Annotated in this window: 16 protein-coding genes, 3 rRNA genes and 1 riboswitch; of the genes, 3 read left to right on the top strand and 16 right to left on the bottom strand. The window is 66.2% G+C overall.

The window, feature by feature from the left end; all coding sequences use genetic code 11:
* Nucleotides 1–82: 82 nt before the first annotated feature.
* A riboswitch (glycine riboswitch) is annotated at nt 83–179 on the bottom strand.
* Nucleotides 180–291: 112 nt separating this feature from the next.
* On the top strand, nt 292–663 hold the full coding sequence (locus OHS71_RS33995; protein WP_328483140.1) for a PRC-barrel domain-containing protein: 372 nt from the start codon (nt 292–294) through the stop codon (nt 661–663).
* Nucleotides 664–668: 5 nt separating this feature from the next.
* Here the strand turns inward: OHS71_RS33995 and OHS71_RS33990 are convergent, their stop codons facing one another.
* The 14 genes from OHS71_RS33990 to OHS71_RS33925 form a co-directional block, all read right to left on the bottom strand.
* Nucleotides 669–1,130, bottom strand: coding sequence for a nucleotidyltransferase domain-containing protein (locus OHS71_RS33990; RefSeq protein WP_328483139.1), 462 nt, complete (start codon nt 1,128–1,130; stop codon nt 669–671).
* Nucleotides 1,131–1,208: 78 nt separating this feature from the next.
* Nucleotides 1,209–2,678, bottom strand: coding sequence for a DNA polymerase IV (locus tag OHS71_RS33985; RefSeq protein WP_328483138.1), 1,470 nt, complete (start codon nt 2,676–2,678; stop codon nt 1,209–1,211).
* Between the two features lie 68 nt (nt 2,679–2,746).
* Nucleotides 2,747–3,430 (bottom strand): MerR family transcriptional regulator, encoded by a 684-nt coding sequence (locus OHS71_RS33980; protein ID WP_328483137.1) that lies wholly within the window; start codon nt 3,428–3,430, stop codon nt 2,747–2,749.
* Nucleotides 3,431–3,675: 245 nt separating this feature from the next.
* Nucleotides 3,676–4,149 carry a bifunctional nuclease family protein gene (locus tag OHS71_RS33975; RefSeq protein ID WP_004934251.1) on the bottom strand — a complete coding sequence of 158 codons (474 nt, stop codon included), beginning with the start codon at nt 4,147–4,149 and terminating at the stop codon, nt 3,676–3,678.
* Nucleotides 4,150–4,233: 84 nt separating this feature from the next.
* Entirely contained in the window at nt 4,234–4,971 is a 738-nt protein-coding gene (ftsR, locus tag OHS71_RS33970) for a transcriptional regulator FtsR (protein ID WP_328483136.1), read from the bottom strand.
* 44 nt (nt 4,972–5,015) lie between these two features.
* Nucleotides 5,016–5,900: an FHA domain-containing protein gene (locus OHS71_RS33965; protein WP_328484734.1), complete on the bottom strand. Its 885-nt coding sequence runs from the start codon at nt 5,898–5,900 to the stop codon at nt 5,016–5,018.
* Between the two features lie 82 nt (nt 5,901–5,982).
* Nucleotides 5,983–6,816, bottom strand: coding sequence for a DUF881 domain-containing protein (locus OHS71_RS33960; RefSeq protein WP_328483135.1), 834 nt, complete (start codon nt 6,814–6,816; stop codon nt 5,983–5,985).
* Between the two features lie 5 nt (nt 6,817–6,821).
* Nucleotides 6,822–7,154, bottom strand: a complete 333-nt coding sequence (locus OHS71_RS33955; RefSeq protein ID WP_020133151.1) for a small basic family protein — start codon at nt 7,152–7,154, stop codon at nt 6,822–6,824.
* Nucleotides 7,151–7,987: a DUF881 domain-containing protein gene (locus OHS71_RS33950; RefSeq protein ID WP_328484733.1), complete on the bottom strand. Its 837-nt coding sequence runs from the start codon at nt 7,985–7,987 to the stop codon at nt 7,151–7,153. Before OHS71_RS33950 ends, OHS71_RS33955 begins: the two co-directional genes overlap by 4 nt.
* Before the next feature lie 165 nt (nt 7,988–8,152).
* Nucleotides 8,153–10,648, bottom strand: a complete 2,496-nt coding sequence (locus tag OHS71_RS33945) for a mannose-1-phosphate guanyltransferase (RefSeq protein ID WP_328483134.1) — start codon at nt 10,646–10,648, stop codon at nt 8,153–8,155.
* Between the two features lie 111 nt (nt 10,649–10,759).
* Nucleotides 10,760–11,371, bottom strand: coding sequence for a CDP-alcohol phosphatidyltransferase family protein (locus OHS71_RS33940; protein ID WP_328483133.1), 612 nt, complete (start codon nt 11,369–11,371; stop codon nt 10,760–10,762).
* 109 nt (nt 11,372–11,480) lie between these two features.
* Nucleotides 11,481–11,597: ribosomal RNA gene (rrf, locus tag OHS71_RS33935) — 5S ribosomal RNA — on the bottom strand.
* Between the two features lie 90 nt (nt 11,598–11,687).
* Nucleotides 11,688–14,812 (bottom strand): 23S ribosomal RNA (locus OHS71_RS33930).
* 318 nt (nt 14,813–15,130) lie between these two features.
* Nucleotides 15,131–16,656: ribosomal RNA gene (locus OHS71_RS33925) — 16S ribosomal RNA — on the bottom strand.
* Together the 16S, 23S and 5S rRNA genes form the textbook arrangement of a ribosomal RNA operon.
* Nucleotides 16,657–17,223: 567 nt before the next feature.
* Between OHS71_RS33925 and OHS71_RS33920 the strand changes: the two genes are divergently transcribed.
* On the top strand, nt 17,224–17,673 hold the full coding sequence (locus OHS71_RS33920) for a PTS sugar transporter subunit IIA (protein WP_328483132.1): 450 nt from the start codon (nt 17,224–17,226) through the stop codon (nt 17,671–17,673).
* Between the two features lie 79 nt (nt 17,674–17,752).
* Entirely contained in the window at nt 17,753–19,423 is a 1,671-nt protein-coding gene (ptsP, locus tag OHS71_RS33915) for a phosphoenolpyruvate--protein phosphotransferase (RefSeq protein ID WP_328483131.1), read from the top strand.
* Between the two features lie 81 nt (nt 19,424–19,504).
* Here the strand turns inward: ptsP and OHS71_RS33910 are convergent, their stop codons facing one another.
* Nucleotides 19,505–20,398 carry a hypothetical protein gene (locus tag OHS71_RS33910; RefSeq protein WP_328483130.1) on the bottom strand — a complete coding sequence of 298 codons (894 nt, stop codon included), beginning with the start codon at nt 20,396–20,398 and terminating at the stop codon, nt 19,505–19,507.
* A 292-nt stretch (nt 20,399–20,690) separates the two neighbouring features.
* Nucleotides 20,691–22,667: an acetoacetate--CoA ligase gene (locus OHS71_RS33905; protein ID WP_328483129.1), complete on the bottom strand. Its 1,977-nt coding sequence runs from the start codon at nt 22,665–22,667 to the stop codon at nt 20,691–20,693.
* Nucleotides 22,668–22,799: the final 132 nt, after the last annotated feature.

Below are 22,799 nucleotides of genomic sequence, written 5' to 3'. Positions count from 1 at the left end.
GCCCGAGAGCGTCCGGCTTTCACCGTCGGTGAGGGCGGGAGCCGTCGACGCCGTCGGCACCTGCCCTGCTTTCCAGAGTGACCTCGTCCGTGCGGTACGTGAGCCTGAGAGATTCCGGGGAGGATTTGCTCCTTCGGCGCCCTCCGATGATGTTCGGAGGACTCTCCCGCGCGGTGTCAGCAGCCGTTGTCAGACTACCAGCGGGGTCAATGAAGCTCGCTCGAGTGGCCGCTCGTCTCATTGTGCTCTTTTGTAGTGCTTACGGATGAGTCGCGATCAAGTGGAGGGCCCGTGCAGACCGACATCGATCCGCGCAACCTGATCGGCCGCAAGGCGTTCGACCGCACCGGCACCAAGATCGGCACCGTCGACGAGGTCTACCTCGACGACGCCACCGGCGTACCCGAATGGGCGGCCATACGCACCGGTCTGTTCTCCCGCGACGCCTTCGTCCCCCTGGAGCCCAGCCGACTGGTCGAGGGCACCCTGCACATCCCCTTCGACCGGGCCCTGATCAAGGACGCTCCCGATTTCGGCGTGGGCCGCCACCTCTCCCCGGAGCAGGAACTCCAGCTCTACCACCACTACGGTCTGGACACCGGTGCCCCTCCCCCGCTCCCCGATCGCGACTTCGGCCGGCTGGCCGGCACCGACGAGAGCTGACCTCCTCAGGCACAGGCCCGTACCAGCGCTCCGAGGAGCCCCGCGGGGTCGTACAGCGGCCGGGCTCCGTCCGTGACGACTCTTCGTGTGCCCGGGTCGAGAGGATCGGTCCGCGCCCAGTCGGAGGAACCGATACCCATCTCGATCTCCAGTCCGGAGGCGGTGACATGCCGCCACTCCGTGACGGCTCCCCATCCCCTGACCCGAAGCACCTCCCCCAAGGCCAGTTCGCGCAGCCATCCGTCGTCCTCGGCATACCGGGCAGGGGCCGTCGACAGCACCACGAGATCCACGTCCGAGTCGGGTCGCGCCGCCTCCCGCGCCCAGGACCCGACGAGAAGTACCCCCACCACATCGCTCCGGTTCGCGGCCCACCGAGTGACCCGGTCCATCACCCGTCGCGTCTCGGCGCCACGCTCCGGCGACACCTCTGCCGGGCCCGCGAACTCGTCTTCACGCAGTTCCATACCGCTCCTCGACCGTCACCGCCACGTCCCCTCACGCGACACCGCCACCATCCGGCTCACCCCACACCTCGAACCGCTTCACTCTGTGTAACTGATCCGTTCCGCGGAGAGTTCCCGCGCCGACGACTCCGACTCGGGAAGGGGACCGGCATCGGAAACAAGACCGGGAACAGGCGGTACGGAGGCCGACTCGTCCCCTCCGCCGTCGCCCTCGGGCCTGCGCCGCACCAAGGGCAGCGGCTGCGCCGGCTCGAGCCCCGGATCGTCGGTCCTGAAGGTCCGCACCCGTCCCGGCTCGGACTCCGGTGTCTCGAACCGCACCGTGACCCGGCCCAGCCCGCTCCCCTGCACCCATCCGTGCCCGAGCTCGGCATGCCGCACGTCGTGCCCAGGACGCCACTGGTGCTCGACCGGAACGGGCACCTCACCCACGGGCTCCTCGGCGGGTTCCTCCTCGGGCCCGTCCGTCCGCTCCTCCGCCGCCTGGGCGAACAGATCCTCCTGCGTGAAGTCCGCCAGCCCGCTGACGCCCACCCCGAGCAGCCGCACCCCGCCCGTAGTGTCCACGGATTCCAGCAGCCGGGCCGCCGCCTCCCGGACCACGGCAGGGTCGTCGGTGGGCCCGCGCAGGGTCTCGGACCGGGTGAGCGTGGAGAAGTCGTACCGTCGCACCTTCAGCACGATGGTCCGCCCCGACAGACCGGTCTCCCGCAGCCTGCGCACGCACCGGTCCGCGAGCCGCTGCACCTCCAGCTCCACCCGGACCCGGTCGTGGATGTCCACGTCGTACGTGTCCTCCACCGACACCGACTTGGCCTCCCGCTCCGCCACCACGGGCCGGTCGTCCCGGGCCAGCGCCATGGCGTACAGCGCGTGCCCGTGCGCCTTGCCCAGCAGCCGCACCAGTTCGTCCTCACCGGCCTCGGCGATCTCGTCGATCGTGGTGATTCCGGCCCGCCTCAGATGGTCCCCGGTCGCCGGGCCGACCCCCGGCAGCGTCCGCACCGGCAACGGGCCGAGCAGGGCCCGCTCGGTCCCCGGCTCGATGAGCACCAGCCCGTCGGGCTTCGCCTGCTCCGAGGCGATCTTCGCCAGCATCTTGCAGGAAGCCAGGCCCACCGAACCCGTGAGGCCCGTGACGGCCCGTATGTCCGCGCGCAGCCTGATCCCGGCCAGCCGGGCCGAGTCACTGTCCCAGGCCGCTCCCCCGGCATCCAGGTCCACGAAGGCCTCGTCCAGGCTCAGCGGCTCCACGAGCGGCGACAGCTCCCGCAGCAGCCCCATGACCTGCTCGCTGATCGACCGGTAGAACGCGAAGCGCGGCACCAGATACGCGGCGTTGGGGGCTCTGCGACGCGCCTGGGCCATGGGCATCGCCGAGTGCACCCCGAAGACCCGCGCCTCGTAGGAGGCGGTCGCCACCACTCCGCGGGGCCCCAGACCACCCACGACCACGGCTTTCCCGCGCAGACTCGGCTTGGACGCCTGCTCCGCCTGAGCGAAGAAGGCATCCATGTCGAGATGCAGGATCGTGGGCGCGTTTCTCACATGTCCGATGCTGCACCACGCCACTGACAACGACGTCGTACAGCCGCCCTTCGCGCTCCGCGGGAGCCTCAGACCGCCCGGTTGCGCCGACGTGCCAGCTCGTCCGCCGGATTGTGCCCGACGAGCGTCTCACCGGTGTCGACACGCTCCCCGTGCAACTGGGACAGCGCGTTCTCGACATCCCGCCACACCACGCCCACGGCGATGCCGAAGACGCCCTGACCACCTTGGAGCAGGGCGTGGACCTCGTCCGGCGACGTGCACTCGTAGACCGTGGCGCCGTCGCTCATCAGCGTCATGCGCTCCAGGTCGCTGAACCCGCGCTCCCGCAGGTGCTGCACGGCCGTGCGGATGTTCTGCAACGACACCCCGGTGTCGAGGAACCGCTTGACGATCTTCAGGACGACGACGTCCCGGAAGCTGTACAGACGTTGCGTTCCGGACCCGTGGGCGGGCCGCACGCTCGGTTCGACGAGCCCGGTGCGGGCCCAGTAGTCCAGTTGCCGATAGGTGATCCCCGCGGCCGCGCAGGCCGTCGGACCGCGATAGCCGATCTGCTCGGACGCCATGGACGCCGCCCCTCCGCTGCTCGGCACGGCCGCCGGTCGCTGGGGAGCTTGATCGGCCGCACTGCTCTGCTGGGGGTAACCCCTGCTCAAACGCGGTTGAGAGCTCGGGGAAGGGTACGGACCGCCACCCCCGAGGCCGAATCCGGGGGCACCCCCAGCCGCACCGTCGCCGCTGCTTCTCACGCCGACCTCCGTCCTTGACCTGCCTTGTCGACGGTAGGCAGTCACCAGGGGCGCGTCAACGATCGCCACACTCGGCACGCCGAGTGATAATCACCCTGAGAGTGGTTTCCCGCACCCCGTCGCGGGGAAAGGCTAGCCGAATGCGCTGAGAAGTAGCCGTAGGACGCTCTCACTCGCCGATGGCATTTGCCCGGAGCGGGGCGGGCGCCCCGGTGCAGGCCACCCGCGTTCCCCGCAGGTGCCGGCTACTGGTTGCTGGTGCCGAAGTCCTCGGGAGAGATCTGGTCGAGGAACTCGCGGAACTTCTCCACCTCGTCCTCCTGCTCGTCCGGGATGGCGATCCCCGCGTCGTCGAGCACGGTGTCACTGCCGTAGATCGGCGTCCCCGTGCGCAGCGCCAGCGCTATGGCGTCCGACGGACGCGCGCTCACCTCGACCCCGCTGGCGAAGACCAGCTCCGCGTAGAAGACGCCCTCCCGCAGGTCCGTGATGCGCACTTCCGTGAGCTCCTGGCCGACGGCTTCCAACACGTCCTTGAACAGGTCGTGGGTCAGCGGTCGCGCGGGAGCCATGCCCTGCTGGGCGAAGGCGATGGCCGTCGCCTCCCCCGGTCCGATCCAGATGGGAAGGTAACGGTCGCCCCCCACCTCACGCAGCAGCACGATCGGTTGGTTGGAGGGCATCTCGACCCGGACACCTACGACATCGAGCTCGTTCACACAGCAACCCTAGGCCGTGCCCGGGACGTTTGGGTAGTCGGGCCGGGAACGGGTGACCGATCCGCCCAGGGCGAAACCGCCCGCTCAGGGCAGCCGTACCCCTAGGGCCGTCTGCACCAGCGCCGCGTGCAACCGCACCGTGAGCCCCGCGAGCTCCTTCGTACGAGCCTCCGCGTGCGCCCTGGTCTGTGGGTTGCGGTGACGCCTGAGCGGGGCCACCACCTGATCCACCAGCCCCGCCTCACGGTCGGCCGCAGCCTTCATGACGCGCAGATGCCGCGGCTCGATCCCGAACCTGCCCAGTTCGGCCACGAGCGCGGCCACCGTGGCCGCCTCGGCGTCGTAGACCCCGTCCTCCAACGGCACGACGAGACCGTACGACTCCCACTCCTCGAGCTCCGGCTCACCGATCCCCGCCGCCGCCAGCAGCTCGGACCGGCCGATCCGGGCCGCCGTGGGCCCGTCCGCAGGCTCGAGAACCGACTCGCCGTCCCGCTGTCGGCCCACGGTCGGCAACGGAGCTGCCTCGCCGCGCTCCATGGCGTCGAGGTGCTCACGGATGACCTTGAGCGGCAGATAGTGGTCCCGTTGCATCCGCAGGACATGACCGAGGCGTTCGACGTCCTGCACTCCGAACTTCCGGTACCCCGAAGGGGTCCGCTGCGGCTCGATGAGCCCTTCCGACTCCAGGAAACGGATCTTGGAGATGGTGACGTCGGGAAACTCGTCACGCAACGCGTTCAGTACGGTGCCGATGCTCATCGGACCACCGTCCGCGGCGGCGGTGCCGTGTCCGGCACCGCCCCTCGGTGTTTGCAGCATGGACCTTCCCTGGGGGAGTCCCCCCGGGCGGTGCCCGGAGAGGGTCAGTAGCCCCGCTGGCTCGCGTAGAACACCAGCCGGTACTTGCCGATCTGCACCTCGTCACCGTTCGACAGGGCGACCTCGTCGATCCGCTCCCGGTTGACGTACGTGCCGTTGAGACTGCCGACGTCCGCCACCTTGAACGTGCCGTCCGGGTTGCGCCGGAACTCCACATGGCGACGAGAAACCGTCACGTCGTCCAGGAAGATGTCGCTCTGCGGGTGACGGCCGGCCGTGGTCAGGTCGCCGTCCAGAAGGAAACGGCTGCCCGAGTTCGGGCCGCGCCTGACGACGAGCAGGGCGGAGCCCAGCGGCAGCGCGTCGACCGCGGCCTGGGCCTCGGGCGACAGGGCGGGCAGTTGCGTCTGGCCGGTGACCTCGGCGTCGTAGGCCTCGAGACCGGAGATGGAGATCGTGGAAGTCGTCTCCGACGGACGCTCGGGCGTCAGCCCGGGGCGCAGCGGCGCGCCGCAGTTGGAGCAGAAGCGGCTGTTCTCCGCATTGCGGTTACCGCACCTCGTACACACCAGGGCCGACATAGGGGAAAACCCTCCACCCGCACTCGAGGCTGACGGTTGGCCGAAACCTATGCCGCCGGACTGTGCAGGGTCAACAGACGCCGCGCCCTGGCCACCGGGCACGTCGCCGCCCTGACCGGCCACCTGATCCCTGAACAACGGCCGCTGACCTTCGGCGTCTGGCTGCGCGCGATGACGAGCGGTGGCGTTGTCGCTGCCCTCTCGCGCGCTCTTGCCGAACAACTTCGCAAACAACTTCACGGGCGATTCCCCTTGACCGAAACAGACCCGCCCGTGGGGCAGGACGAACCCTGACTGAATACACCGGTCGACCCGGACACCTTCACAACGTCCGTGCCCACCAGACAGTTTCCACCACGCACCACCCGATCGGTGCGTCGACCCCCCGCAACCTCATGCCCCTGCCGGACACCCGCCATGCAGCCCCGGTTCACTGGCCCGACGACCGAGCGTAGTCAGGCAGCTTCGCTGCTCGCAAGGCATCCACGACGATCTTGTCCGACCGCTCGACGGTCACCGTGGCCTGCTCCTTCTCCAGAGTCTGCACCACTCCTCCCGGGATGTTCAGTGCCGGCTCGAGGTCCTGGGGGTTGCCGATGACCTTGAAACGAAAGGGTGTGTTGATCTTGTTCCCGTCGACACTCACGCTCTTGCCGGAATCCGTCAGGAAGGTGCCGGCGACGACCCGCACACCGTTCACCTGGATCGCCTCGGCCCCGGCCGCGCGCAACTCCTGGATCGCGTCGAGCAGCATGTCCGCCTCGACCGTCCCCTTCGTGTCCTCGATGGTCATCGTGATACCCGGCCCCTGTGCAGCCACCGTGCCCGCCAGGATGCCGAGCTGCTTCTCCTTCTCGACCGTCTGCTTCCGGGCCTCCTCGGCCTGGTCGGAGCTGTTCTCCAGCTCCTGCCGCTGCTTCTCGAGGCCCTGCTTCTCGTCCTCAAGACGCTGACTGCGGTCGTCGAGTTCATCGAGGATGCGCACGAGATCTTCCTGACGCGCGCCGCGCAGCGCGTTACCGCTGTCGCTGTTTGACGCGACCTGGACGGCCAGGCCGAAACCCAGGCCGAACAGGAGCAGGGCGACGATGAGTTGGGCCCGCGACACGCGCGGCGGCCAGATGCCCTGTACCAGCCGCTGCCGACCGGTCAGCACGGGCTCAGCCGGTTTCTCCGCCTCCGCGTCCGTGGGCGACGTCACCGGGACCTCGTCGGGAAGCTTCTTGCGGAGCCGGTACTCGGGCGTCTCGTCCTGGTTGCTCATCGACCTCACGCCCGGAAGACATGCCGGCGGATCGCCGCGGCGTTGGAGAAGATCCGGATACCGAGAACGACCACGACCCCGGTGGACAGCTGCGATCCCACACCCAGCTCGTCACCGAGAAACACGATCAACGCGGCGACGACCACGTTGGACAGGAACGACACCACGAACACCTTGTCGTCGAAGATGCCGTCGAGCATGGCCCGGAGCCCTCCGAAAACGGCGTCCAGCGCCGCCACCACGGCGATCGGCAGATACGGCACGACGGCTGCCGGAACCTCGGGCTGGACCAACAGGCCGGCCACGACTCCCACGACGAGGCCCAGTACGGCGATCACGATGTGCCCTTCTCAGTTCTCGGCTGCGCTGTACGTACGATCACACTCGGTGCGGCGGGCAGCCGTAGGTCGTCCACCACGGAGATGGCCGTCCGGATGCCGTAGTTCTCCTGCAAGGCGTTGAGATACAAGCCGTCGGCACTGTTCTGGAACCTGGTGCTGAGCTTTTTGCCGTCCCCCACCGCGAGCACCGTGTACGGCGGTACCAGCGGTTTGTTGTCGACCAGTATCGCTTCGCCCGCGGCTCTGATCGCCGAGAGCGCCGTCAGCCGTTGACCGTTGATGGACACGGCCTCCGCGCCCGAAGCCCACAGTCCGTTGACCACGCGCTGCATGTCACGGTCCCGCACCCGCCCGGTGTCGGAGAAGCCGGAGGTCTCACGCGGGTCGCCGTCACCGCCCGTGGTGGCTTCCTTGGCGTCGTCCACGACGAGCTTGACCCCCGGGCCGTGCACCGCGACGGCGCCCGACAGGACACCCGCCAGGTCCGCCTGGTCGCTGCCGCCGCTCTGCTTGAGCGCCTCCTGCTGCCGGCCGCTCACGTCGTCACGCAGCTTGTCGACCGTGCTCTCGAGCTTGTCGGCCGCCTCGGTCTCGCTGTCGATCCGGTCGATGAGTTCCTCGCGCTCCTTGGCGACGACCGGCGCCGCGACCCGCGCCTGCGCCGCACCGACGGTGACCACGAGGGCCGCGAGCACCAGGCCCACGGCAAGACCGAGCTTCGCCCGCACCGTCCTGGGCAGGCCGCCCACACCCTCGGCACGCTTACGGGCGGCGGCCTCTGCGTAACCGTCGTCGAGGCTGTGGTCCATGACGTTGGTGAGCAGCGACATGGACGCATCCGGGCGCGACACGCGCGCGGGTGTGCTCCGAACGGGGGGCTGCTGCGGCATGCCGCACATCGTCGCACGTCGCGCCCAGTACCTCCGAATGGCCCCACCGGCGTGCCGGACAGGCCCCCTTGGGGACACTTGTCCGGCACGCGCGCGTGCGCCCGGTCAGCGTCCGGCGCTGTCCACGACCGCAGCCCACTCGTCGAGCAGGGCCTGCGCGGAGGCGTCGTCCGGCCCCTCCGCCCACAGATGGGTGACGGCCTCGGCCGGGTCCGGCAGCACCATCACCCAACGCCCGTCGGTCTCCACCACCCGTACGCCGTCGGTGGTGTCCACGAAGCGATCTCCCGCCTCTTCGACGACCCGCCGCATCACGAGGCCCTTGACGGCCCACGGGGTCGCCAGATCCCGCTTCAGGACGTGCGCCCGCGGGATCCGGGCGTCGATCTGGCTGAGGGTGAGCTGCGTCCGCGCCACCAGCCCGATCAACCGCACGAAGGCAGCCGTGCCGTCGAAGACACTGCTGAACTCCGGGACGATGAAGCCGCCCTTGCCGTCGCCGCCGAAGATCGTCGTCTCGTCCTGACCCACCCGGGTGAGGTCGTCCGGCGAGGTCGTCGTCCACTCGACCTGCGTCCCGTGGTACGCCGCCACCTGCTCGGCGATCCTCGTCGTGGTCACGGGCAGCGCGACCCGTCCGCTGCGCCGCTCGGCGGCCACCAGGTCGAGGAGCACGAGGAGCGCCCTGTCGTCCTCGATGATCCGCCCCTTCTCGTCGACGAGGGAGAGCCGCTCGCCCACGGGGTCGAACCGCACACCGAAGGCGGCCCGCGAGGAAGCCACGATCTCCCCCAGCCGGACGAGCCCGGAGCGCCGCTGATCACCCGTCTCCGTGGGCCTGGCCTCGTTCAGGCCGGGATTGACGGTCAGCGAGTCCACCCCGAGCTTGCCCAGGAGACTGGGCAGCACCAGTCCGGCGCTGCCGTTCGAGGCGTCGACCACGACCTTCAGCCCGGCCTCGGAGATCCCCGTCGTGTCCACGTTCCGCAGCAGCGATCCCGTGTACGAGTCGAAGACGCTGGCCGGGAAGTGGAGGTCGCCGATCTCACCCGGGAAGGCGCGCCGGTACTCCTGACGGGCGAACACACGGTCCAGCTTGCGTTGACTGCCCTGCGACAGGTCGGCGCCCTGCCCGTCGAAGAACATGATGTCGACGGAGTCCGGCACCCCGGGCGAGGTCCGGATCATGATCCCGCCGGCGCTCCCGCGCGCCGTCTGCTGCCGCGCCACGGGCAGCGGCACGTTCTCCAGGTCGCGCACGTCGATGGCGCTGGCCTGAAGTGCGGAGATGACCGCCCGCTTCAGCGCACGCGCACCCCGCGAGTGGTCCCGGGCCGTGGTGACGGTGGACCCCTTCTTGAGCGTCGTGGCGTAGGCGCCGGCGAGACGCACGGCCAGTTCGGGGGTGATCTCGACGTTCAGGATCCCGGACACCCCGCGGGCGCCGAACAGATGCGCCTGCCCACGGGACTCCCAGATCACGGACGTGTTGACGAACGCGCCGGCTTCGATCGTCTTGAACGGATAGACCCGCACATTGCCCTGCACGATCGATTCTTCACCGATCAGGCATTCGTCGCCGATGACGGCGCCGTCCTCGATCCGGGCCGCCCGCATGATGTCGGTGTTCTTGCCCACCACACAGCCACGGAGGTTGCTGTGCTGGCCCACGTACACGTTGTCGTGCACGACGGCCTTGTGCAGGAAGGCACCGCTCTTCACGACGACGTTGGACCCGACGACCGTGTGCTCACGGATCTCGGCGCCGGCCTCGACCTTCGCGTAGTCACCGATGTACAGGGGACCGCGCAGTACGGCATCGGGATGGACTTCCGCGCCTTCGGCCACCCAGACGCCCGGCGAGATCTCGAATCCGTCGATATCGACGTCGACCTTGCCCTCGAGCACGTCGGCCTGGGCCTTCACATAGCTCTCGTGCGTGCCCACGTCCTCCCAGTAACCCTCGGCGATGAAGCCGTATACCGGCTTGCCCTCCTTCATCAACTGCGGGAAGACATCTCCGGACCAGTCGACGGGCACATCGGCCTCGACGTAGTCGAAGACCTCGGGCTCCATGACGTAGATGCCCGTGTTCACCGTGTCCGAGAAGACCTGGCCCCAGGTCGGCTTCTCGAGGAAGCGCTCGACCTTGCCCTCTTCATCGACGATGGTGATGCCGAATTCCAGCGGATTGGGCACACGGGTCAGACAGACGGTGACCAGCGCGCCTTTTTCCTTGTGGAAGTTGATCAGCTCGGTGAGGTCGAAGTCGGTGAGGGCATCGCCGGAGATGACGAGGAAGGCGTCGTCCTTCAACGCCTCCTCTGCGTTCTTGACGCTTCCGGCGGTACCGAGTGGCTTCTCCTCGTTGGCATAGCTGAGCTCCATTCCGAGCTCCTCGCCGTCACCGAAATAGTTCTTGACCAGTGACGCCAGGAACTGGACAGTTACGACGGTCTCGTTGAGCCCATGCCTTTTGAGCAGCCTCAGGACGTGCTCCATGATCGGCCGGTTGGCCACCGGCAGGAGCGGCTTGGGCATACTCGAGGTCATGGGACGAAGGCGTGTGCCTTCGCCTCCGGCCATCACGACGGCCTTCATGTCGGAAGCGTCCTCCTAAAGAGACGAGGTCTAGCCGACTTCACCCGTCCAGATTGTCCCGCACTTTTCTTCCGCGGGCCATCGAGCCACTTCAGCTGCCAATCGGCGAGGTCAGTCGGCGGCCATGGCGTCCGCACGCACCAGGCGGCGGACCTGTACCACGTAGAGGACTCCTGCCCACCAGTAGAGCGTTGTACCCCATCCGGCGAACGCCCATCCGAAAATAGCACCGAGTGACGCCAACCATCCGCTTCCGTCACTGAGCAGAAGCAGCGGGAAGGCGTACATCAGGTTGAACGTGGCCGCCTTCCCGAGGAAGTTCACCTGCGGCGGCGGATAGCCGTGTCGCCGGAGGATGCCGACCATCACCAGCAACATCAGCTCGCGGGCGAGAAGTGCAGCCGTCAACCAGACAGGAAGAATCTCCCGCCAGGTCAGACCGACCAGGGTGGAAAGAATGTAGAGCCGGTCGGCGGCCGGGTCGAGGAGCCGGCCGAGGCTGCTGATCTGGTTCCAGCGTCGCGCGAGCTTGCCGTCCAGGTAGTCGGTGATGCCGCTGAAAGCCAACACCAGGAGAGCCCAGCCGTCGCTCTGCGGGCCTCCGAACTCGGGCCGGAGGATCAGCCACAGGAACACGGGCACGCCGACGAGACGCGCCATGCTGAGGATGTTGGGGATGGTGAGGACCCGGTCTGTCTGGACACGGGTCTCCTGGACCTCCACCCGGGGGCCTCCAGTAGGAAATGAGCCAACGATGCCCCCTGACCTTACCCCAACGCAAAAAAGCTCCGGCTCTCGGGCTGTGTGCCCAAGAGCCGGAGCTCTAAAAGGAGTTCGGCGGTGTCCTACTCTCCCACAGGGTCCCCCCTGCAGTACCATCGGCGCTGTAAGGCTTAGCTTCCGGGTTCGGAATGTAACCGGGCGTTTCCCTCACGCTATGACCACCGAAACACTATGAAACTGTCCAGCCGCACCACACCGTGACCATGGCATGGGGCTGTTCGTGGTTTCAGAACCAACACAGTGGACGCGAGCAACTGAGGACAAGCCCTCGGCCTATTAGTACCGGTCAGCTTCACCCATTACTGGGCTTCCACATCCGGCCTATCAACCCAGTCGTCTACTGGGAGCCTTAACCCCTCAAAGGGGGTGGGAATACTCATCTCGAAGCAGGCTTCCCGCTTAGATGCTTTCAGCGGTTATCCCTCCCGAACGTAGCCAACCAGCCATGCCCTTGGCAGAACAACTGGCACACCAGAGGTTCGTCCGTCCCGGTCCTCTCGTACTAGGGACAGCCCTTCTCAATATTCCTGCGCGCGCAGCGGATAGGGACCGAACTGTCTCACGACGTTCTAAACCCAGCTCGCGTACCGCTTTAATGGGCGAACAGCCCAACCCTTGGGACCGACTCCAGCCCCAGGATGCGACGAGCCGACATCGAGGTGCCAAACCATCCCGTCGATATGGACTCTTGGGGAAGATCAGCCTGTTATCCCCGGGGTACCTTTTATCCGTTGAGCGACGGCGCTTCCACAAGCCACCGCCGGATCACTAGTCCCGACTTTCGTCCCTGCTCGACCCGTCGGTCTCACAGTCAAGCTCCCTTGTGCACTTACACTCAACACCTGATTGCCAACCAGGCTGAGGGAACCTTTGGGCGCCTCCGTTACTCTTTAGGAGGCAACCGCCCCAGTTAAACTACCCATCAGACACTGTCCCTGATCCGGATCACGGACCCAGGTTAGACATCCAGCACGACCAGAGTGGTATTTCAACGACGACTCCACAACCACTGGCGTGGCCGCTTCAAAGTCTCCCACCTATCCTACACAAGCCGAACCGAACACCAATATCAAACTGTAGTAAAGGTCCCGGGGTCTTTCCGTCCTGCTGCGCGAAACGAGCATCTTTACTCGTAGTGCAATTTCACCGGGCCTATGGTTGAGACAGTCGAGAAGTCGTTACGCCATTCGTGCAGGTCGGAACTTACCCGACAAGGAATTTCGCTACCTTAGGATGGTTATAGTTACCACCGCCGTTTACTGGCGCTTAAGTTCTCAGCTTCGCCACCCCGAAGAGTGACTAACCGGTCCCCTTAACGTTCCAGCACCGGGCAGGCGTCAGTCCGTATACATCGCCTTACGGCTTCGCACGGACCTGTGTTTTTAGTAAACAGTCGCTTCTCGCTGGTCTCTGCGGCCACACCCAGCTCGAGGAGCAAGTCCTCTCACCAGACATGGCCCCCCTTCTCCCGAAGTTACGGGGGCATTTTGCCGAGTTCCTTAACCATAGTTCACCCGAACGCCTCGGTATTCTCTACCTGACCACCTGAGTCGGTTTAGGGTACGGGCCGCCATGAAACTCGCTAGAGGCTTTTCTCGACAGCATAGGATCATCCACTTCGCCACAATCGGCTCGGCATCAGGTCTCAGACTATATGGCGTGCGGATTTGCCTACACACCGTCCTACACCCTTACCCCGGGACAACCACCGCCCGGGATGGACTACCTTCCTGCGTCACCCCATCACTCACCTACTAACCGCTTGGGCCGGCGGCTCCACCACTTTCCTTTCCCCGAAGGGTCCGGAACGGCTTCACGGCCTTAGCATCACGATGCTCGATGTTTGACGCTTCACAGCGGGTACCGGAATATCAACCGGTTATCCATCGACTACGCCTGTCGGCCTCGCCTTAGGTCCCGACTTACCCTGGGCAGATCAGCTTGACCCAGGAACCCTTAGTCAATCGGCGCACACGTTTCTCACGTGTGTATCGCTACTCATGCCTGCATTCTCACTCGTGAACCGTCCACAACTACCTTCCGGTGCTGCTTCACCCGGCACACGACGCTCCCCTACCCATCACGATCCCCGTTGGGGGTATATATCGCAATGACACGACTTCGGCGGTACGCTTGAGCCCCGCTACATTGTCGGCGCGGAATCACTAGACCAGTGAGCTATTACGCACTCTTTCAAGGGTGGCTGCTTCTAAGCCAACCTCCTGGTTGTCTGTGCGACTCCACATCCTTTCCCACTTAGCGTACGCTTAGGGGCCTTAGTCGATGCTCTGGGCTGTTTCCCTCTCGACCATGGAGCTTATCCCCCACAGTCTCACTGCCGCGCTCTCACTTACCGGCATTCGGAGTTTGGCTAAGGTCAGTAACCCGGTAGGGCCCATCGCCTATCCAGTGCTCTACCTCCGGCAAGAAACACACGACGCTGCACCTAAATGCATTTCGGGGAGAACCAGCTATCACGGAGTTTGATTGGCCTTTCACCCCTAACCACAGGTCATCCCCCAGGTTTTCAACCCTGGTGGGTTCGGTCCTCCACGAAGTCTTACCTCCGCTTCAACCTGCCCATGGCTAGATCACTCCGCTTCGGGTCTTGAGCGTGCTACTGAAACGCCCTGTTCGGACTCGCTTTCGCTACGGCTACCCCACTCGGGTTAACCTCGCAACACACCGCAAACTCGCAGGCTCATTCTTCAAAAGGCACGCAGTCACGACGCACCAAGCAAGCTCGATGCGCGACGCTCCCACGGCTTGTAGGCACACGGTTTCAGGTACTATTTCACTCCGCTCCCGCGGTACTTTTCACCATTCCCTCACGGTACTATCCGCTATCGGTCACCAGGGAATATTTAGGCTTAGCGGGTGGTCCCGCCAGATTCACACGGGATTTCTCGGGCCCCGTGCTACTTGGGTGTCTCTCAAACGAGCCGCTGATGTTTCGACTACGGGGGTCTTACCCTCTACGCCGGACCTTTCGCATGTCCTTCGCCTACATCAACGGTTTCTGACTCGTCTCACAGCCGGCAGACTGTGAAAGAGAGATCCCACAACCCCGCACACGCAACCCCTGCCGGGTCTCACACGTATACGGTTTGGCCTCATCCGGTTTCGCTCGCCACTACTCCCGGAATCACGGTTGTTTTCTCTTCCTGCGGGTACTGAGATGTTTCACTTCCCCGCGTTCCCTCCACATACCCTATGTGTTCAGGTATGGGTGACAGCCCATGACGACTGCCGGGTTTCCCCATTCGGAAACCCCCGGATCAAAGCCTGGTTGACGACTCCCCGGGGACTATCGTGGCCTCCCACGTCCTTCATCGGTTCCTGGTGCCAAGGCATCCACCGTGCGCCCTTAAAAACTTGGCCACAGATGCTCGCGTCCACTGTGCAGTTCTCAAACAACGACCAGCCACCCATCACCCCGAACCCTTACGGTCCGAGTGCACTGGGGCCGGCATCAGAAGGACGGCTTCACAGCCGCACCCTCAGATACCCAACAGCGTGCCCGGCACCCTCGCCACTCATGATCAGCTTTCCACGCTCCGAAGAGCAGTACTTGCAGCCCGAGATGACTGAGAATGCCGAATAATCAACGTTCCACCCATGAGCAACCAGCATCGGACGTACGCCGATGTACTGGCCTCTGACCTCACCCCGTGGGGATCGGTAAGAAGTGCTCCTTAGAAAGGAGGTGATCCAGCCGCACCTTCCGGTACGGCTACCTTGTTACGACTTCGTCCCAATCGCCAGTCCCACCTTCGACAGCTCCCTCCCACAAGGGGTTGGGCCACCGGCTTCGGGTGTTACCGACTTTCGTGACGTGACGGGCGGTGTGTACAAGGCCCGGGAACGTATTCACCGCAGCAATGCTGATCTGCGATTACTAGCAACTCCGACTTCATGGGGTCGAGTTGCAGACCCCAATCCGAACTGAGACCGGCTTTTTGAGATTCGCTCCACCTCACGGTTTCGCAGCTCTTTGTACCGGCCATTGTAGCACGTGTGCAGCCCAAGACATAAGGGGCATGATGACTTGACGTCGTCCCCACCTTCCTCCGAGTTGACCCCGGCAGTCTCCTGTGAGTCCCCATCACCCCGAAGGGCATGCTGGCAACACAGAACAAGGGTTGCGCTCGTTGCGGGACTTAACCCAACATCTCACGACACGAGCTGACGACAGCCATGCACCACCTGTACACCGACCACAAGGGGGCGACCATCTCTGGCCGTTTCCGGTGTATGTCAAGCCTTGGTAAGGTTCTTCGCGTTGCGTCGAATTAAGCCACATGCTCCGCTGCTTGTGCGGGCCCCCGTCAATTCCTTTGAGTTTTAGCCTTGCGGCCGTACTCCCCAGGCGGGGAACTTAATGCGTTAGCTGCGGCACCGACGACGTGGAATGTCGCCAACACCTAGTTCCCACCGTTTACGGCGTGGACTACCAGGGTATCTAATCCTGTTCGCTCCCCACGCTTTCGCTCCTCAGCGTCAGTAATGGCCCAGAGATCCGCCTTCGCCACCGGTGTTCCTCCTGATATCTGCGCATTTCACCGCTACACCAGGAATTCCGATCTCCCCTACCACACTCTAGTCTGCCCGTATCGAATGCAGACCCGGGGTTAAGCCCCGGGCTTTCACATCCGACGCGACAGACCGCCTACGAGCTCTTTACGCCCAATAATTCCGGACAACGCTTGCGCCCTACGTATTACCGCGGCTGCTGGCACGTAGTTAGCCGGCGCTTCTTCTGCAGGTACCGTCACTTTCGCTTCTTCCCTGCTGAAAGAGGTTTACAACCCGAAGGCCGTCATCCCTCACGCGGCGTCGCTGCATCAGGCTTTCGCCCATTGTGCAATATTCCCCACTGCTGCCTCCCGTAGGAGTCTGGGCCGTGTCTCAGTCCCAGTGTGGCCGGTCGCCCTCTCAGGCCGGCTACCCGTCGTCGCCTTGGTGAGCCATTACCTCACCAACAAGCTGATAGGCCGCGGGCTCATCCTTCACCGCCGGAGCTTTTAACCTCCACCCATGCGAGTGGAAGTATTATCCGGTATTAGACCCCGTTTCCAGGGCTTGTCCCAGAGTGAAGGGCAGATTGCCCACGTGTTACTCACCCGTTCGCCACTAATCCCCACCGAAGTGGTTCATCGTTCGACTTGCATGTGTTAAGCACGCCGCCAGCGTTCGTCCTGAGCCAGGATCAAACTCTCCGTGAATGTTTTCCCGTAATCGGGACGACACCACGAGAGCGGAACAGCCAGGCGGAATAAGCCCGGCCGTTCACAGCGTCCTCGCTGTGTTTTGTTTCAAAGGAACCTCATCCTCGGCTATCACTGCCGGGGACGGGGTATCAACATATCTGGCGTTGATTTTTGGCACGCTGTTGAGTTCTCAAGGAACGGACGCTTCCTTTGTACTCACCCGATACTCTCGGGCTTTCCTCCGGGCGCTTCCCTTCGGTCTTGCGTTTCCGACTCTATCAGGGTTTTTCCGGCCCCTTGACCACCGTTCCGCAGGCATGCGAAAGATGATCCAAAGATAGGATCTGACAAGTTGGATGCTGCTCAGTAAGCGCGCTTGATCGCGTCGCTCACCCTCAAGCAGGAGTACGACTGTACACGGGGCCGCAGAGTCGCTGCAAATCGACTAGGCTAGTGGTCTAGACCACGGATCGGGACTATCGTGCGGAAACGGTACTTCACCTGACATACCCTGCTGCATGGCGTGCCGATGTGGACAGACAGTAACGGCCCATACACATCTCCACCTCTGGGAGGCTTCCCATGACCACCGTGACGTCCCCTCTAGTAGGACGCGCCATCGGACTGGCGTCCGTGCCGGACCCCGTCTTCTCCGGGGCCATGGTCGGCCCGGGCACTGCAATCGATCCGGTGCGTGAGCCTTCCGAGGCGGTCGCTCCCGTGGATGGAGTCATCGTCTCCCTCCACCCGCACGCATTCGTCGTGGTCGACGGCGACGGGCATGGGGTGCTCACTCATCTCGGCATCGACACCGTGCAGCTCAACGGCGAGGGCTTCGAGCTCCTTGTGAACAAGGGCGACACCGTCGTGCGCGGACAGGGCATCGTGCGGTGGAACCCGGCCGCGGTCGAGGAGGCCGGGAAGTCCCCGGTGTGCCCGGTCGTCGCGCTGGAGGCCACGGCCGACTCACTCGGCGATCTCCGTGAGGACGGCGACATCAAGGTCGGCGACGTTCTCTTTTCCTGGCAGTAATGCCGACGCCGTCCTGTCGACGGCACTCAGGTCAAACACCGCGGCGGCGGGACCCGCCGCACTATCGGAGACGGGTGAGATGGAGACAACGCTTCGAGGCGTCGGCGTGAGTCACGGCGTGGCGATCGGCGAGGTACGGCACATGGGAACGGCGGTGCTCGAACCGCCCGCGAAGCAGATCCCGGCGGAGGAGGCCGAACGCGAACAGGGGCGCGCCCGCCAGGCCGTGGAGGCTGTGGCAGCCGACCTGATGGCGCGCGGAAATCTGGCGGGGGGCGAGGCCCAGGGCGTGCTCGAGGCGCAGGCCATGATGGCCCAGGACCCCGAGCTGAAGGTGGACGTGGACCGGCGTATCGCCGTCGGCAGCACGGCCGAGCGTGCCGTGTACGACGCTTTCGCCGCCTACCGCGAGCTGCTGGCGGGAGCCGGCGAGTACCTCGCCGGTCGCGTCGCCGACCTCGATGACGTGCGGAATCGTATCGTCGCCCGTCTGTTGGGCGTCCCGATGCCGGGTGTGCCGGACAGCGACGAGCCGTACGTGCTGGTGGCCCGGGACCTGGCGCCTGCCGACACCGCGCTGCTGGACCCGACGCTCGTGCTCGGTTTCGTGACCGAGGAGGGCGGGCCGACGAGTCACAGCGCCATCCTGGCCCGCGCCCTCGGCGTGCCGGCCGTCGTGGCCCTGCCCGGTGCCGGTGAGCTGGCGGAGGGGACGGTGATCGCCGTCGACGGCAGCACCGGTGACATCTTCGTCAATCCGAGCGAAGAGAAGAAGGCCCGGCTCGAGGCCGCAGCCGCCCAGCGCAGGGCGGCGCTGGCCGCCTCGACCGGGCCGGGCGCCACCGCCGACGGTCACAAGATGCCGTTGCTGGCGAACGTCGGCGGGCCTGCCGACGTGCCGGCCGCCGTGGAGGCCGGAGCCGAGGGCGTCGGACTGTTCCGTACCGAGTTCCTCTTCCTCGACGACAGCAAGAGCGCGCCGTCCGAGGAGAAGCAGGTCACGGCCTACCGGCAGGTGCTCGAGGCGTTCCCCGAAGGGCGCGTCGTCGTACGCGTACTGGATGCGGGCGCCGACAAACCGCTCGACTTCCTCACCCCAGCCGACGAGCCGAACCCGGCGCTGGGTGTGCGTGGGCTTCGCAGTCTGCTGGACCATCCCGACGTCCTGCGGACCCAGCTGACCGCGCTGGCGAAGGCCGCCGAAGGGCTGCCCGTGCATCTCGAGGTCATGGCGCCGATGGTGGCGGACCGCGCCGACGCGAAGGCGTTCGCGGACGCCTGCCGGGAGGCGGGGCTGAGGGCGAAGTTCGGCGCGATGGTGGAGATTCCGTCGGCCGCTCTGCGGGCTCGCTCGATCCTGCGTGAGGTGGAGTTCCTGTCGCTGGGCACGAACGACCTCGCCCAGTACACGTTCGCCGCCGACCGGCAGGTGGGTGCGGTGTCCCGGCTGCAGGATCCGTGGCAGCCCGCGCTGCTGGACCTCGTCGCGCTGTCCGCCGAGGCGGCAAGGGCCGAGGGGAAGAGTTGCGGTGTGTGCGGCGAGGCCGCATCCGACCCGCTGCTCGCGTGTGTGCTGACGGGACTGGGCGTCACCTCTCTTTCCATGGGTGCGGCGTCGATTCCCTACGTGCGGACGGCGCTGGCGAGGTACACGCTGGCGCAGTGTGAGCGTGCGGGGGTTGCCGCGCGGGCGGCCGACAGCGCCGAGGAGGCGCGTCAGGCGGCACAGGCCGTGTTGTCCGGCGAGTAGCCGATTCCGGTCTGCGATCCGGTGAGCAGGGGCGCTCCTCCTTCGGGGGGGTGCCCCTGCTGTGCGTGGGTTCCCGTCCGCTCAGTGGCTGTGCTCCGGCGCCGTTCCCTCCGGGCCGAGGTCCGGTGGGAAGCAGTAGTCCACGTTGGACTCGGGTGAGATGAGGTCACCGGATTCGGCGTCGGTGCAGTAGGCGTCGAAGACCTCGCCGGCGGTCAGGGGTTCGAGGCCGTCGCCCCGGAGCCGCCATCCGTAGACCTGGTCGGACGTGTCGGGGGCGGTGGTGCGCATGACCAGGCCGCCCGGGGTCCGGGTGGCCAGGCCGAGGGCGAGGACGGTGGTGAACTCGAGCGCCTCGGCCTCGTCGATTCGGGGAGCACCGGTGTCCTCCTCGTCGGCGTGGAGGACTGCGACCAGTGTTTCGGGGGTGCCGGTGACGCTGCACACGAGGTGCCGGTCGCCGGGCGGTGCCGTGTCGAGGATGCGGGCGACGAGGTTCGACGCGCGGGTGAAGGCGGCACGGCCGATGTCCTCGCCGCAGGTCGCGCAGGCGCCGAGGCGGGCGAGCAGGGTGGCCGCGTACTCCCAGGTGGCCTGTCGGACTGCCTCGTCGACGAGTGCGGGCAGGAGGTCCGTGAGGGGCTGGCCCTCGTAGGGCACGGTGGGGCCGGTGGTCGCGAGTTCGGCCGTGAAGCGGGTCCGGTTGGCGGGGACGTCGGGGTCGATCCCGCGGACGCAGCAGTACTCGGCGTAATCCTGTGGGTCGAAGAGGGCCACGGTGGTGTGGGTGCCCTGGAGGGCGCGTGTCCTCAGGAGGTCCTCGACCTGTCGGAGGTAGACGGCGTGATCGTCGAAGGTGAAGGTGCGGTAGCGCCGCATGGCACGGAAGTCGTGTTCGTCGGTGAGCAGGCCGATGGTGCCGGCGATCTCACGGCGCAGGACGCGTCGCATGGTGTGGTGGTCGGTGTGTGCCATGTGTTTCCCCCTGTGTGCACAGTCGATCGATGCTCACCCACAGTAACCAGCGGCACTGACAACGGACCCTGCGTGATCGGGTAACAGGCTCGGCGGCGACGAAGTGCGCAGGTCACAGCGGTACGACGGCAGAGGGTGAAGCAGTGGGCGGGCCTGACGGCGGGCAGGTCGGTGACGTGGAGTCGTGCAGGGCCGGTTTCGGTCGCCGGGCCCGGACTTCGCGGTGGTCTGCGGCGAGGTCCGAGCCCGTCGGCTGCGTCGGTTCCGGAGTGCTCCCGGGCTTGCGGTGCGCTCAGGCCCGTTTGCGGGCGAGTTCCTCGTAGAAGTGCAGCAGGTCGAGGTTGTCGATGGAGCCCGGGTTGACGGCCTTGTCCAGTGGGGTGCCCTGGAGGAGGCGTTTGACCGGGACCTCGATGCGTTTTCCGGTGAGAGTGTGCGGGACGCCGGGAACCTCGATGACCTCGTCGGGGACGTGGCGCGGCGAGAGCTGGTCGCGGAGGGCCTGCTTGATACGGCCGAGGAGTGCCTCGTCGAGCGCGGCTCCCGGGGCGAGGTGGACGAAAAGCGGCATCCAGTAGCCGCCGTCGGGCTGCTCGACACCGATGACCAGGGATTCCTTGATCTCGGGGAGGCGTTCGACCACCTCGTAGATGTCGGCGGAGCCCATGCGCACGCCCTGGCGGTTGAGCGTGGAGTCGGAGCGGCCGTGGATGACGACGGAGCCACGCGAGGTGATGGTGATCCAGTCGCCGTGGCGCCAGACGCCGGGGTAGGTGTCGAAGTAGCTGCCGTGGTAGCGGCTGCCGTCGGGGTCGTTCCAGAACCGGACCGGCATCGACGGCATGGGGTTGGTGACGACGAGCTCGCCGACCTCGTCGGTCACCGGGTGACCGCCGGCGTCCCAGGACTGGAGGTCGGTGCCGAGGCCGGGGGCCTGGAGTTCGCCGGTGTGGACCGGGAGGGTCGGGACGGCTCCGGCGAAACAGGAGCACACGTCCGTGCCGCCGCTGACGGAGGCGATCCACAGGTCGGCCCCGCTCGCTGCGAACTCGTCGTGCAGCCAGCGGAAACCGTCGGGTGGGAGCGGGGAGCCGGTGGTGGCGACGCACTGGACCTTGGAGAGGTCGAAGTCGCGGGCCGGATGCACCTCGGCTTTGCGGCAGGCCATGACGTACGCGGCCGAGGTGCCGTAGAGGGTGGCGCCGGTGCGTTCGGCGATGCGCCACTGGGCGCCGATGTCGGGATGGCCGGGGCTGCCGTCGTAGAGGACGATCGTGGTGCCGGTCAGCAGGCCGGAGACGAGGAAGTTCCACATCATCCAGCCGGTCGAGGTGTACCAGAAGAAGCGGTCTTCGGGGCCGAGGTCGCAGTGCAGGCCGAGCTGCTTGAGGTGTTCGACCAGGATGCCGCCCTGAGACTGGACGATGGCCTTGGGCAGACCGGTGGTACCGGAGGAGTAGAGCACCCAGAGGGGGTGGTCGAAGGGGACCTGCTCGAAGACGGGTTCCTCGTCCGCGGCCGTGAGGGCCGACCATTCCAGGGCGCCCGGGGGCGGTTCCGTGCCCAGCAGGGGGATGTGGACCACGGCGCGCAGGGTGGGCAGCTCGGCGCGGAGTTCGGCGACGACGTCACGGCGGTCGTGTTCCTTGCCGCCGTAGCGATAGCCGTCGACCGTGAAGAGGACGACGGGTTCGACCTGCTGGAAGCGGTCGAGGACGCTGCGGGCGCCGAAGTCGGGGGCGCAGGATGTCCAGACACCGCCCACGGCGGCGGTCGCGAGGAGGGCCACGACTGCCTGCGGGATGTTCGGCAGGTAGCCGCTGATCCGGTCTCCGGGGCGGACGCCGAGGGCGCGCAGCTCGGCGGCGAGCGACCCGACCTGGCGGCGAAGCTCGGACCAGGTGACCGGGCTGGGTTCGTGGGTCTCGTCGACGTGGAGCAGGGCGGGTTCGGCCGGGCGGGTGGCGGCCGCGCGCAGGGCGTGCTCGGCGTAGTTGAGTGTCGCTCCTGGGAACCACTGGGCTCCGGGCATGGAGCGGTCGCCCAGTACGCGCGCGTAGGGGGTCGAGAACCGGACGTCGAACCACTGTGTGAGGGCTTCCCAGAAGGTTTCCAGCTCGTCCACTGACCAGCGGTGCAGCGCCGGGTAGCCGCCTTGCGAGGGGGCTCCGTGGTGCTCGGCGGCCCAGGTCTGGAATCTCGTGACCTGGGCTCGGGCGATGCGCTGCGGATCTGGCCGCCAGAGCGGCTCGGGGTTCACGGTCGTCATGGGGCGGCTCCGGGGCTGTACGCGTCGTGTGCGTCACCCGCGCACGAGCTGGGGTGGTGCGCGTGACGCGGCTGACACGGACGATGCCATGTGATCGACTTCTGCACCAGGGTGGGCTCCCCACAGTCCGTG

Origin of the sequence: Streptomyces sp. NBC_00377 (genome assembly GCF_036075115.1) — a bacterium.
GTDB lineage: Bacteria > Actinomycetota > Actinomycetes > Streptomycetales > Streptomycetaceae > Streptomyces.
This window is presented reverse-complemented; position numbering and strand designations above follow the sequence as displayed.

Excerpts from the sequence above, each read along its gene's own strand:
- OHS71_RS33990 (WP_328483139.1), bottom strand. The coding sequence starts at position 1,130 with ATGGAACTGCGTGAAGACGAGTTCGCGGGCCCGGCAGAGGTGTCGCCG.
- ftsR (WP_328483136.1), bottom strand. The coding sequence starts at position 4,971 with ATGCTGCAAACACCGAGGGGCGGTGCCGGACACGGCACCGCCGCCGCG.
- OHS71_RS33960 (WP_328483135.1), bottom strand. The coding sequence starts at position 6,816 with ATGAGCAACCAGGACGAGACGCCCGAGTACCGGCTCCGCAAGAAGCTT.
- OHS71_RS33950 (WP_328484733.1), bottom strand. The coding sequence starts at position 7,987 with ATGTCGCTGCTCACCAACGTCATGGACCACAGCCTCGACGACGGTTAC.
- OHS71_RS33945 (WP_328483134.1), bottom strand. The coding sequence starts at position 10,648 with ATGAAGGCCGTCGTGATGGCCGGAGGCGAAGGCACACGCCTTCGTCCC.
- OHS71_RS33920 (WP_328483132.1), top strand. The coding sequence starts at position 17,224 with ATGACCACCGTGACGTCCCCTCTAGTAGGACGCGCCATCGGACTGGCG.
- ptsP (WP_328483131.1), top strand. The coding sequence starts at position 17,753 with ATGGAGACAACGCTTCGAGGCGTCGGCGTGAGTCACGGCGTGGCGATC.
- OHS71_RS33910 (WP_328483130.1), bottom strand. The coding sequence starts at position 20,398 with ATGGCACACACCGACCACCACACCATGCGACGCGTCCTGCGCCGTGAG.
- OHS71_RS33905 (WP_328483129.1), bottom strand. The coding sequence starts at position 22,667 with ATGACGACCGTGAACCCCGAGCCGCTCTGGCGGCCAGATCCGCAGCGC.